The organism is Duganella sp. CY15W (assembly GCF_009857555.1).
GTDB lineage: Bacteria > Pseudomonadota > Gammaproteobacteria > Burkholderiales > Burkholderiaceae_D > Rugamonas > Rugamonas sacchari.
Genome location: NZ_WWCQ01000001.1, coordinates 1,867,569 through 1,881,334 on the forward strand (window position 1 = coordinate 1,867,569; position 13,766 = coordinate 1,881,334).

Sequence of the window (13,766 nt, forward strand, 5' to 3'; positions counted from 1 at the left end):
AGTAGAAAACAGCGCCATGAATGCACAGGGCCTGATCGAGCTGTTTGGCGAAAACCAGGTCGAAGTAAGGGTGGAGCAAGGCGAACTGGTCATCAAGGCGGCGCGTGGCTTCATGACGCCGAATGTGATCGCCTCGCTGAAACTGCACAAGCGCGAACTGCTGGCCTGGGCCGAAGCGCGCCCGGCCGGCACGCAGCATGCGCCCGCCGTTGCTGTGCAATCGAAGATCACCCCCGACATGCTGCCGCTGGTCCGTCTGACGCAGACGCAAATCGACCGCATCGTCCAGGCGACGCCTGGCGGCGTGGCCAATGTCCAGGACATCTATCCGCTGGCGCCGCTGCAGGAAGGCATTTTGTTCCACCACCTGTTGCAGCAGGAGGGCGATGCCTACCTCAACCGCCTGTTGATGAGTTTTGATCACCAGGAGCTGCTGGACCGTTTCCTGCGCGCCGTCAACCAGGTGATCGCCCGCCACGACGTACTGCGCACCGCCATGCACTGGGACGGGCTGGAAGATCCGGTCCAAGTAGTGCTGCGCCAGGCCCAGCTTGAGGTGCAGACGCTGTCGTTCGACGATGGCGACGTGCAGGCACAATTGCAGGCCCACGTCGATCCGCGCCATTTCCGCATGGATGTGCGCCGCGCGCCGTTGATCCAGGGCTTTGCTGCGTTTGACCAGGATGGACAACGCTGGCTGCTGCAGCTGCTGTACCACCACCTGGTCATGGATCACATCAGCCTGGAACTGCTGGTGCACGAGGTGGTGATGTTCATGCAGGGGCGCGAAGCGGAGCTGGCGGAACCCGTACCGTTCCGCAATTTCGTTGCGCAGGCCAGGCTGGGCAACAATAAAACCGAACACGAGAATTTCTTCCGCCGCATGCTTGGCGACGTCGACAGCAGCACCGCGCCATTCGATCTGCTGAATATTCAAGGCAACGGCGCAAACACGGTGCAGTCGCGTCACGTGCTGGACACTGCGCTGGCGGATCGTCTGCGCCGCGTGGCAACGGCGCACGGCGTCAGCCCGGCCAGCGTGTTCCATCTGGCCTGGGCGCAAGTGCTGGGCGCTTGCACGGGGCGCGACGATGTGGTGTTTGGCACGGTTCTGTTCGGCCGCATGCAGGGCGGGGCGGGGGCTGATCGCGCCATGGGCATGTTCATCAACACGCTGCCGCTGCGGGTGAAGCTGGGCGTGCACAGTGCGCTCCACAGTGTCCGCGAAACCAGCCAGTTACTGGTCGAATTGCTGCATCACGAGCAGGCTCCACTGACGCTGGCACAGCGCTGCAGCGCCCTGACCGGCAGCGCCCCGCTGTTTTCCGCTTTGTTGAACTACCGTTATAGCCGCCCGGAGCAGGCCAGCGAAGGCGAAGTGATCGACGGCATACACCATATCGAAAGCCGCGACCAGACCAATTATCCGTTCGTGCTGCATGTCGATGACCTGGGCGAGGGGTTCCGCGTCACGACCGAAATCGTTCATTCGCTCTCCGCCGAACGCATTGGCGGCTTTGTGCTACAGGTGCTGGAAGGTCTGGTGTCGGCACTGGAAAGCGCAGCCGACACGCCGATGCAGGCGATTCCCGCGCTGTCGCGCGCTGAACGCGAACAGGTGCTGTACCGCCTTAACGCCACGCGCCGTGAGGACGGCCCCGAAGCGACCGTGCATGCACTGTTTGAACAGCAGGCTGCACGGACGCCGGATGCGGTGGCGCTGGAATTCGAGGGACAGCGGCTTGCTTACGCGGAGCTCAACGCCCGCGCCAACCAGCTGGCGCACTATCTACGCGAACTGGGCGTGCAGCCGGACGACCGCGTGGCGCTGTGCTTCGAGCGCGGCATCGACCTGATCGTTGCCATTGTCGCCACGTTGAAGGCGGGCGGCGCCTACGTCCCGCTCGACCCGGTGCTGCCCGATGAGCGCCTGGCCCACATGCTGCACGACAGCGCACCAGCGGCGCTGCTGACCCAGCAGCATTTGCGCGACCGTTTCGCCGGCCAGGCACATCTGGTGGTCACCGATGGCGACGCGCCCTGGCGCCAGCATCCGGCCGACGATCTGCCGGCCAGCGGACTCAGCCCGGCAAATCTGGCGTATGTGCTGTACACCTCGGGCTCGACCGGGCTGCCGAAAGGCGTTTGCATGCCACACCGCGCCCTGGTCAATCTGCTGCGCTGGCAGCGTGATGATCTGCCGCTGCCGGCGCGGACATTGCAGTTTGCAGCGCTGGGCTTCGACGTCGCCTTCCAGGAAATCTTCTCGACCCTGTGCAGCGGCGGTACGCTGGTGATGCTCAGCGAGTCCCTGCGCCAGGACCTGCCGGCCCTGGCCGATTGGATGCGCGCACAGGATTTACAGCGTTTGTACCTGCCGTATATCGCGCTGAACAGCCTGAGCGAACTTTGGTCGCAGCAGGATCAGCCCTTGCCAGCCCTGCAAGACCTGATTACGGCGGGCGAACAATTGCGCATCACGCCGGCCATCCGGCGCCTGTTCGCCCAGTGTCCACAGGCACGCTTGCATAACCACTACGGCCCGACCGAAAGCCATGTGGTGGCTGCGCATGTACTGACCGGGCCGTCCGAAAGCTGGGAAGACCTGCCGCCGATTGGTGCGCCCATCGCCAACAGCCGTCTCTACCTGCTCGATGCCAACCGGGAGCCGGTACCGCTGGGCGTGACGGGTGAAATTTATATCGCGGGTGTGCAGGTTGCCCGTGCCTATCTGGGACGACCGGACCTGAGCGAGGAACGCTTCCTGGCCGATCCTTTCGTGGATGGCGAGCGCATGTACAAGAGCGGCGATCTGGGCCGCTGGCGCGCGGACGGCGTGATCGACTACCTGGGGCGCAACGACTTCCAGGTCAAGATACGCGGCTTCCGCATCGAGCTGGGCGAGATTGAAACCCAGCTGGCACGACTGGACGGCGTGCGCGAGGCGGTGGTTGTGGCGCGCGAAGACCAGCCCGGCGACAAACGTCTGGCGGCTTACCTGCTTGCCGGGGAAGCCACGCCAGAGCCGGCGCAGTTGCGCGCTGCGCTGGCCGACAAGCTGCCCGAATACATGCTGCCGTCGGCGTTTGTCACACTGGACGCCTGGCCGCTGACGCCAAACGGCAAGCTGGACCGCAAAGCCTTGCCGGTACCGGATGGCTATGCCTTCGTCCAGCGCGCCTACGAGGCGACCATCGGCGATATCGAAACCACGCTGGCGCAGATCTGGTCGGAACTGCTGGGTGTTGAACAAGTGGGCCGGCACGACAATTTCTTTGAACTGGGCGGCCACTCGCTGCTGGCCGTGCGCCTGGTGTCGCGCCTGCGCGAATGCCTGGGCATCGAACTGCCGTTGTCGGTGCTGTTCACGCATCCGCGGCTGGCGGATCTGGCATTGGATGTGGCCGAAGCGGGCCAGGATACGCTGAGCACGATCGCCAGGGCAAACCGCTCGGCGCCGCTGCCGCTGTCGCTGGCGCAGCAACGGCTGTGGTTTATCTCGCGCGTCGATGCACGCGCCAGCAAGGCCTACCACGTCCCGGATGCGGTGCGCTTGCGTGGCGCGCTCGACAAGGCGGCGCTGCAGGGCGCGCTGGACCGTATCGTCGCGCGGCATGAGGTGCTGCGCACGCGCTTTGTCGGCATTGGCGGCCAGGTGCGGCAGGTCATCGATGAACCGCGCGGCTTTGCGCTGACGCATCAGGATCTCGACGGCGCCAGCGCGCTGGAACTGGACCGTATCAGCAAGGAGGAAGCCAGCCAGTCCTTCGACCTGGCGCTTGGCCCGCTGATCCGTGGCCGTCTGCTGCGATTGGGGGATGATGACCACGTGTTGCTGGTTACCACCCACCACATCATTTCCGATGGCTGGTCGGCCGGGGTGCTGGCACAGGAATTTTCCACCCTCTACCAGGCGCTGCGCAATGGCCAGCCGGATCCGCTGCCGCCGTTGCCGATCCAGTACGCCGATTACGGTGTCTGGCAACGCCAGTGGCTGCAAGGACCGCTGCTGCAACAGCAGTTGCAGCAATGGGTACAGCAGTTGCAGGGCGCGCCAGCGCTATTGAGCCTGCCGACTGACAGGCCGCGTCCGCCGATGCAGGATTATCGCGGCGCCAATGTCGACATCAATCTCGATGCTGAACTGACCCAGGGCCTGAAAGCGCTGAGCCAGCGCCACGGTACGACCATGTACATGACGCTTGTGGCAGCCTGGGCGGCGGTGCTGAGCCGCCTGAGCGGACAGGAGCAGGTAGTGATCGGCAGCTCGCACGCCGGCCGCAGCCGGGTCGAAGTCGAGCCGCTGATCGGCTTCTTTATCAATACGCAGGCGCTCAAGATCGACCTCTCGGGCCGCCCCAGCGTGCAGTCGCTGCTGGTTCAGGCAAAACAGATGGCGGTACAGGCGCAGAGCCTGCAGGATGTGCCGTTCGAACGCCTGGTGGAAGCACTCAACCCGCCGCGTTCGCTGTCCCATCATCCGGTGTTCCAGGTCATGCTGTCCTGGCACAACACGCCAAAGGTACAGCTTGAACTGCCGGGGTTGACGGCGGAAACGGTCGGCGGCGCACCGGAATTCGCGCAGTTCGACCTGTCGCTGGAGCTGCGTGAAATCGATGACCGCATCGGCGGCCAGCTCAATTACGCCACGGCCTTGTTCGACGAAGCCACCATCCAGCGCCAATGGACCTATCTGCATGCGATGTTGCGCCAGATGGTCGCGGACGATGCCCAACTGGTCGATCAGATCGATCTGCTGAGCCCTGCCGAACGCAGCCTGGTGCTGGACAGCTTCAACCAGAGCGCCATCCCGCCGGCGCAAGGCGGCCTGATTCATGCCCTGTTCGAACAGCAGGCTGCGGCCCAACCCGAAACCACTGCGATTGTGTTTGAGGGGCAGCAACTGAGCTACCGCGAGCTGAACGAACGCGCCAATCAGCTGGCCCATCACTTACGCGAACTGGGCGTGGGGCCGGATGCGCGCGTCGCGATTTGCGCCGAACGTAGCCTGGACATGGTGATTGCCCTGTTCGCCACGCTGAAAGCGGGCGGCGCCTATGTGCCGCTGGACCCGGTCTATCCGGACGAGCGTCTGGCGCACATGCTGCAGGATAGCGCCCCGGTGGCCGTGCTCACGCAAGCGGCGCTGCGTGAGCGGCTGGACCTGCCAGGCGGCAGCGCCTGCCTGGTGCTGGATGCAGCGCCCTGGGAACAATCGGCCTGGGGCAACGGGCCAAGGCACAATCCCGACGCCAGCCAGATCGGCCTGTCGGGCGAACACCTGGCCTACATGATCTATACCTCGGGTTCAACCGGCACGCCCAAAGGCGTGATGGTGGAGCATCGCAACGTGCTGACCTTCCTGCATGGGCTGGAAGCGTGCATCCATGGTGTGCAGCCAGATTGCCGCCGCGTGGCCTGGAATTCGTCGTTCGGTTTCGATATGGCGGTCAAGGCCTGGGGCCAGCTGACCCGGGGCCGGACGGTTTACCTGATCCCGGAAACCACGCGCCTCAGCGGCGAAGCCTTGCTCGGTTTTATCGAGGAGCACCGTATCGAGGCGCTGGAGTGCACGCCGTCGCACCTGCGCATGCTGCAGAACGCAGGTTTCCTAAAAGGGCGCGCGCGCACGCTGCGCAAGTTGCTGCTGGGTGGTGAAGCGATCGATACGGTCACGTGGAATGAGCTGGCGGCGGTGGAAGACACGCTGTTCTTCAATATGTATGGGCCGACAGAGTGCAGCGTTGACGCCAGTTGCGGCCTGATTGACGGACGTACGCCGAATATCGGCCAGGTCATGCCTGGCGCACGCATCTACCTGCTGGACGAAGCACGGCAGCCGGTACCGATCGGCGTCGCTGGTGAGCTCCATATCGGTGGCGCCGGTGTGGCGCGCGGCTATCTCAACCGCGAAGAACTCACGGCCGAGCGTTTTGTGGACGATCCGTTCGCCGCCGGCGCCCACGCACGCATGTACAAAACGGGCGATCTGGGCCGTTGGCGTGCCGACGGCAGCATCGAATACCTGGGCCGTAATGATTTCCAGGTCAAACTGCGCGGTTTCCGCATCGAGCTCGGCGAGATCGAGGCCCAGTTGAGCCGCCTGGACGGTGTGCGCGAGGCTGCCGTCATCGCGCGCGAAGACCAGCCCGGCGACAAGCGCCTGGTGGCCTACATCGTTGCGGCGCCGCATGCGGCTGCGCCCGACCCGGCACAACTGCGGGCGCAACTGAGCAGCACGCTGCCCGATTACATGCTGCCGTCCGCCATTGTGACGCTGGAGGCCTTGCCGCTGACGCCTAACGGCAAGCTCGACCGCAAGGCCTTGCCGGCGCCCGAAGGGCAGGGCCTGGCGCAGCAGAGTTACGAGGCGCCCCAAGGCGAGATCGAGCAGATGATTGCGGCCTTGTGGTCGGAACTGCTGGGTGTCGAGCGCGTCGGCCGCCACGATAACTTCTATGACCTGGGCGGCTATTCGCTGATGGTGTTCGAGGTTATCGAAGGACTGAAGCAGAAGGGCTTCCAGGTGACGCTGCAAGACATCCTGCTGGCGCAGAAGCTCAGCGAACTGGCGCAACTGCTGACCGCCCACCATGGCGGCGCCCAGACGTCCGACCAATGGGTCACGATCCGCCGCGGCGGCCAGCGCCAGCCACTGATCTTTATCCATGAGCCCAGCGGCGAGGTGCTGTCTTATGACCGCCTGGCGCGGCATATCGACGATGAGATCGGGCTGTACGGCATCCGTGCCGACCGCAGCACGGTCACGGCTGGCAGCAGCTATGAACAGATCGCCCAGCGCTATGCGCAGATCATCCGCGACGCGCTGCCAGGCGGGCCTTACCGTTTGGCCGGCTGGTCGGCGGGCGGTGTGTTGGCGTACGAGGTTGCGCGCCAGCTCATGGCGCAGGACCAGACGGTGGAGTTTGTCGGCCTCATCGACAGCTGGCATCGCGGCACGGACCACGGTGTCACCCGCGAAATCGACCTCAACGACAAGAAAATGCTGCTGGTGTCTTACATCGAATACCAGGGCTACAAGCTGGCTGATACCGAAGTGGCCAAGCTCATGGCGGCAGCCGACCTGCCGGCGGCACTCGATTGTGCCAAGCATCACGGCTGGCTGAGCCAGGGGCTGGCGGTGGACGAGTTCGATGCAAGGGTGGAACTTGCGTTTAATCTGCGCGTGGCTGCGCACCACTATGCGGCACAGCCGCTCGCTGTGCCGGTGCATCTGTTCACGGCGCAGCCGGACAAGCCGTCCGATCCGGCCAATGGCTGGCGCCAGGTGGCAGGCGCGCGGCTGCAGGTTCACCCCATCGGCGGCGACCACTGGAGTCTGATGATGGACCCGGTACGCGCCGGGCACTTGGGCAGCGCCATCGCATCCGTGCTGGCCAGCATCGATGGCACGGCGGCGCGCGCCGAAGCCGCCAACCATCCCGCAGCGGTCGTCATCAGCAGCGGCGACGGGCATGGGACCAAGGTATTTTGCATACCGGGCGCCGGCGCCAACGCTACGTCGTTCCTGGATCTGAGCGCCAGCCTGGCGCATGGCGCCACCTATATCGGCCTCGAGGCGGAGGGCTTGCTGGGCCAGGCCAGCACGGTACAGGCCGCCGCCCGGCATTATGTGGAAGCGATCAGGACCGTGCAGCCTGCCGGACCGTACTACCTGGCCGGCCATTCCTTCGGCGGCTGGATCGCGCTGGAAGTGGCGCGGCAACTGATCCAGGCCGCTCAGGTGGTGGCGCCGGTCGTCGTGATCGATAGCGAAGCGCCACGCGCGCAAGGCCATAGGGCGCGCAGCGAGGCGATGGCCGAGTACATCTATCTGGTCGAGCTGGCCGGCGACACCAGCCTCGGCATTTCCGACGGCGATCTGGCGCGGCGCGACGAAGCGGCGCAAATCAAGCTGGTGTTCGAACGCATGAAGAAAGCCGGCCTGCTGCCCGCGAAAGCCAGGATCACCGCGCTCCAGACCGTCATCGAAACGTTCTTACGGCAGTGCACGATCGGCTATCTGCACGAACAACCCTTCGGCGGCAGCCTGCTGCTGTTGCTGGCCACGCCGGAGCAGGGCGGCGACGCGGTGGACCTCAACGCGTGGCGCCGCGCCGAACCGGGGCTGCGGGTGGTCAAGATCGACGGCAGCGACCATCTGTCGATCCTGAAAGCGCCGTATGCCGGCCTGGCGGCCGAAGAAATTCTCAAGCAGTGGTATCTGGGTTAATCGGGGAATGCACATCATGGACAATATCTGCGACACCGCGCCGCTGGAAGTGAGCAGCACCAGCGGTTTCCCTTACCTGATCGAAGCCAGCCAGGAGGCGGATGGCTACGCGTGGTTTGAAGCCTCGGCGCCGGATCTGCTCAGGCTGCTACGCAACACGGGCGCGCTGCTGTTTCGCGGCTTTCCGCTGCACAGCGCAGAGGATTTCAGGCGCGTGGTGGGCGCCATCGCGCCCCAGCTGCGCGGCTATGCGGGCGGCACCTCGCCTCGAAGCCAGGTGGCCGAGGGCGTGTATACCTCGACCGAGTATCCGCAGCATCTGGAGATCCCGCTGCACAACGAGATGTCCTATAGCTGCCAGTGGCCGGAGCTGCTGTTCTTCTTTTGCGCCACGGCGCCGGCCATCAATGGCGAAACGCCGATTGCCGACTCCCGGGCCATCCTGAAGCGCATGCCGCCCGGGATCGTCGAGGAATTCGCGCGCCGCCAGCTCATGTACGTGCGCAACCTGGCGTCGGCCGAATCGCGCTACAACTCCTGGACCAAGGCGTTTGAAACCACCGATAAGACCAAGGTGGAGGCCTATTGCCGCGACATGGACATTGGCTACGCCTGGCAGGCCAATGGCGGCTTGCGGATCGAGGAAATCCGGCCGGCCTTGCAGACCCACCCGGTCACTGGCGAACGCGTCTGGTTCAACCAGGTCCATCTCTGGCATGCCTCCAACACCCCCATGGCCAGCAGCGTCACCGCGCACATTGAAGCCGGGCTGCCGATGGCGGCGTATTACGGCGACGGCGGCAGGATCAGCAATGACACCCTGGCGGCGGTACGGCAAGTGCTGCAGGCCGAAAAAAGACTGTTCCGCTGGCAGCAGGGCGACCTGCTCATGGTCGACAACGTATTGGCTGCGCATGGCCGCATGCCGTTTGACGGGCCACGCAAGATTCTGGTGGCGATGTCTTGAAGCGATCAACTTTACACGAAGGGAAATCATGAATATCTCAGGTACGCAAGGCGAGTCGCTCTCGCAATGGATTCAACGTCACCGCAAGGATATCGATGCGGCGCTATGGTCCGATGGCTATGTGCTGTTCCGTGGCTTTGAGGTGGGCGGGCTGGACGGGTTCGAAAACAGCGCCGCAGTGGCGTGCGACATGCTGTACAAGCATTACGGCGATCTGCCGCTGGCGAGCGCCAGCGACAATGTGTATTTCGCCACGCCGTATCCCAAGCACCTCGAAATCCAGTTCCACAACGAGGCTTCGCACACCCATACCTGGCCGTCGCGCCAGCTGTTTTACTGTCTGGAGCCGGCGCCCGAGGGCGGCGAGTGGACATTGTCGGACGGCCGCAAGGTGCTGGCTGCACTGCCGCCGGAGATGCTCAGCGAGTTCCGCGCCAAGGGCCTGGTCTACCGCCGGCGCTTTATTCGCGGCCTGGATGCCTCGTGGCAGCAGTTCTTCAAGGTGGATACGCTGGAACAGCTGCGTGACAAGATCGCGCCCACCGGCCACGAGATCGATGCGCCGTCCGAAAACGATGTGACCGTTTCGTTCCGCACCCACGCCGTGCTGCAGGTGCCGGAACGCGGCACCGAGGCCTGGTTCAACCAGATCCTGCTGCACCATCCGGCCGCCTTGCCGCAGGAAGTCGATGCGCTGCTGCGCAAGCATTTTTCGCGCGATAAATTCCCCCGCACGGTGTTCTTTGGCGACGGCAGCGAGATCCCGGCCGAATGGGTCAAGACCATCGATAGCGTGCTGAACCAGTGCTCGACCCGCATTCCGACCCAGACCAACGACGTGCTGCTGGTGAATAACCTGCTGCTGGCGCACGGCCGCAGGCCGTATTCGGGCAACCGCCAGATCCGCGTCGCGCTGGGCGATATGCGCGCCCATGCGACGGCCTGAACGCGCATCGCTTCAACCCAATTGATGGAGAACAGGATGATAGAACGGCAGCATGTTGTGAACGAATTTTTCCCGGAAGCGGATGCCATGCGCGAGGCTTACGACCTCAAGGTCAAGGATCCCTATAAACAGACCGTGAGCTGGCAGTACTTCTGCGCGCCGCAGATGTACACCTATCTGCGCACGGTGCCGCAACAGATGTTCCCCGAGCCGCTGTTCGGCCGCTTCATGCAGCACATGAAGCAGTGGTGCATCGACCACCTGGGGCTGGTGCCGATGGGCGTGCCTAATCTGCACCTGATGATTAACGGCTGCACGCTGGGACTGCACAGCGATTTCCACAACGGCACCTGGGGCTTTGTCTATTCGCTTACGCGCTGGCAAAGCCGCAAGTTTTCCGGCGGCGAGACGCTGATCATGCGCGATGGCGTGCCCAGCTACAAAAAGCACCATGTGCAGGGCGAGTCGCTGTACGAGCTGGTGCCAGCGCAGTTCAACCAGCTGCTGCTGTTTGACGACCGCATCGTGCACGGCACCCAGACCATCGAGGGCAGCATGGACCCGATCGAAGGGCGGCTTGCGCTGGTTGGCCATCTGCGGCCAACTTCGCCCATCGTCAAGGGCGCGCTCGATCCGGCGGGTGGGCGCAAGGTGATCCTGGACTTCCATCGCCAGTTGGCGGAGCAGATCACGGCGTACAAGGAGGTGCAGGGCACGTTGACGTTCCGGCTGGCGATCGCCGCATCCGGTGAGGTGGAATCGGTGACCATCCTGACCAATAATCTGGTGACGCCGGCCACCGGCTACGCGCCATCGGCGGAGGTGGACCAGGTCAGAAACCTCATCCAGCGCGCTGCGGCGGCACTGCGCTTCCCGGCTGCCAACGGCAAATCGACCATAACGGCGTCGGTGCTGGTGCCGCTGCCGGATCTCAAGGCCATCGAGATCGTGGTGCCGCATGCCGCCCGTCCCGCCCGGCTGCAGGAGGTGCTCAAGGCCCAGCTCAAGGACATCGAGGCGCAGGGGTTCCAGATCGAGCATGCGGGCGACGAGTTTGCGGTGCGCGAGCCGCTGGCCGGCAGCATCAGGATCGAATCCAACCGGATCGCGGCAACCTTCGATCCGCCGATGTGGGTGCCGTCGCAGCGCGATCATTTCCAGGTGAACTTGAAGGAAAGCCTGGGCATGCTGGCAAGGATAGGCGGGTGAGCGTGATCGACTTTCTCCTGGTCGGCGGCACCGTGCTGTTTTCGCTGGCATCGCTGGTGTCGCGGCGATCGCGCGCGCCGCGCGCCATTGGCATGCTGTCGCTGCTGGCTGCGGGCTGCCTGCTGCAGGTGCTGCTGGAGGGCTGGTACTGGCAGTTCACGCCGGTCTACCTGCTCATCCTGCTCGGCTTGCTGCGCGCTGTGCTGCAGGACGGGCCACGGTGGCGCATGGTTGCCGCGCGTACCGGACAGGCGGGCGCCGTCTGTGCGCTGGGCATGAGCTGGGTGTTCCTGCCGGTGCCAGACCTGCCGGCGCCAAGCGGGCCGTACGCCGTTGGCACCGAGGTATTCCGCTGGGTGGATGCGACACGCCCGGAACCGGCCACCGATGCGCCGCAGGACAGGCGCAACATCATCGTCCAGGCCTGGTATCCGGCACCGCGCGGCGTCGCCGGGGAACATGCGGTCTACCTGGACGGCCTCGGGCATTTGCCGCGGTTTGTGTCGGTGGTGCCGAGCATGGTCATGACGCGCTACGACCGCATCAATACGCATGGCTTGCTGGCGGCGCCACTGTCGGACGACCGCGCCAAATGGCCGGTGGTGCTGTTTTCGCCGGGCTATGGCGCCTCGCGATCGTTCTACACCAGTCTGCTGAGCGACCTGGCCAGCCGTGGCTTTGTGGTGCTGGCGGTCGATCATCCGTTTGAGGCGGCAGTGACCACGCTGGCCGATGGCTATATCGCCACGCCGGTCGAGCGCTTCGCCGCCAATGACCCGTACCGGCTGGCTTATATGAGCGAGCATCTGGACATCCGTACGGCGGACATGGATGCCGTGCTCGACCAGTTGGCCCGCAAGGACCGCTGGGGGGCGCTGTCCGGCCGCATGGACCTTGACCGTATCGCCGCGATCGGCCATTCCTTTGGCGGCGCGACGGCGGTGGCTGTGATGGCCAGGGATAGCCGGGTCAAGGCGGCGGCGAACATCGACGGCACCCTGTACGGGACGCTGGCCGAGCGCCACCTGGGGCGGCCTTTCCTGCTGGTCGAAAGCGACCATGGCGAGACCGGCCATTCGGAGATGTACCAGCGCGGCAACCAGCGCCTGATCGCCAACCTGCGGGACCAGGGCTTCCGCTACCAGATCGCCCGCGCCAACCACTACAGCTTTACCGACGCCCCCCTGATGTTCTCGCCGCCGGCGCGCTGGCTGCTGGCGCAGCTGGTGGGCGGGTCGCGCGGCCCGACGGAGACGCTGCACGCCACCAACGACATCGTGGCGGCGTTTCTGCAGGGGCCATTGACGGGCAGGCCGGCGGATATCGAGCGCGCAGCCAGGCGCTACCAGAACATCCAGGGCGGGCCAGTCCAGGGCAACGCCATGACTTTAACAAGGAGGTAAGTGCTGTGACTATTCATTCCTTCCCAGTATTCAATTATGAAGACATGGTGAACGGCGCCATCACGCCCGACCATGTGTTTGACACCTTGCGGAAGCACGGCTACTTCTACCTCACGCGGCTGGAACAGGTGGTGCCGCCACGGCTGTTCAAGTCGCTGCACGAGAAAGCGCGCCATTTCTTTGCCTCGCCACTGGAGCAGAAGATGGCGTACTACATCGGCGCCTCGCCCAACCACCGCGGCTATGTGCCGGTCACGGAAAAGGGCGCCTATAGCGACGAGAAGATCCGCGCCTACGAAGCCTTCGACATCGGCTATGACAGTGCCGAGGCGCCGGGGCGCGGATTCAAGCTCGTTGGTCCGAACCGCTATCCGGGCCATGTCGATGGCATGGATGCGGCGCTGCAGGCGTATTACGACGCCAATTTGCGCATCGGCACCGAGCTGCTGCGGCTGATCGCGCGCGCGTCGCAGCTGGAAGACAGCCATTTCGACCGCTATATCACGCGCCCGGCCTCGCAGCTGCGCCTGATCCACTACCTGGAAAACGATGTGCTGGTGGGCCAGGACGACGCCAGCATGGGCGCCCATACCGACTACGAGGTGTTCACCATCATGCACCAGTCGGCGCCGGGCCTGCTGGCGTTCGACCAGGTGGGCCGCAGCTGGAAGAATATGCCGGTGTTCAAGAACACGCTGCTGGTGCTGGCAGGCGACATGCTGGAGTTCATGTCGGGCGGCCACATCAAGTCCCTGCTGCACCGGGTGGTGTCAACCGGGGAAGAACGCTACAGCTTCCCGTTCTTCATGAACCTGGATTTCGACACCGAGCTGACCGTGCTGCCGGCGTGGGGCCGCAGCGACAAGAGCGTGGTGGTCGGCCACCATCTGCTGGGGCAGCTGTACCGCGACTTCCCCTACATCAAGGAGCGCGTCGACAGCGGCCAGTGGGTGCTGGATTTTGCGATCCCGAGCCATAACGAATACGAACAAATCTAATCCAGGAGGC

The 13,766-nt window shown here is 64.4% G+C and carries 5 protein-coding genes and 1 pseudogene; all 6 read left to right on the top strand.

Annotated features, from left to right (window positions below):
- Window positions 1-220: 220 nt before the first annotated feature.
- Window positions 221-7,795, top strand: a pseudogene (locus tag GTP58_RS08130) (amino acid adenylation domain-containing protein); the annotation flags it as partial.
- A 454-nt stretch (window positions 7,796-8,249) separates the two neighbouring features.
- A complete protein-coding gene (locus GTP58_RS08135) occupies window positions 8,250-9,200 on the top strand; it encodes a TauD/TfdA family dioxygenase (RefSeq protein ID WP_161076974.1) in 951 nt (316 codons plus the stop codon).
- A 28-nt stretch (window positions 9,201-9,228) separates the two neighbouring features.
- Entirely contained in the window at window positions 9,229-10,146 is a 918-nt protein-coding gene (locus tag GTP58_RS08140) for a TauD/TfdA family dioxygenase (protein ID WP_161076975.1), read from the top strand.
- 57 nt (window positions 10,147-10,203) lie between these two features.
- Window positions 10,204-11,355 carry a hypothetical protein gene (locus GTP58_RS08145; protein WP_161076976.1) on the top strand — a complete coding sequence of 384 codons (1,152 nt, stop codon included), beginning with the start codon at window positions 10,204-10,206 and terminating at the stop codon, window positions 11,353-11,355.
- Window positions 11,356-11,357: 2 nt separating this feature from the next.
- Window positions 11,358-12,758: an alpha/beta fold hydrolase gene (locus GTP58_RS31300; protein ID WP_161076977.1), complete on the top strand. Its 1,401-nt coding sequence runs from the start codon at window positions 11,358-11,360 to the stop codon at window positions 12,756-12,758.
- A 5-nt stretch (window positions 12,759-12,763) separates the two neighbouring features.
- Window positions 12,764-13,756, top strand: coding sequence for an isopenicillin N synthase family oxygenase (locus GTP58_RS08155; protein ID WP_161076978.1), 993 nt, complete (start codon window positions 12,764-12,766; stop codon window positions 13,754-13,756).
- The last annotated feature ends 10 nt before the right edge of the window (window positions 13,757-13,766 follow it).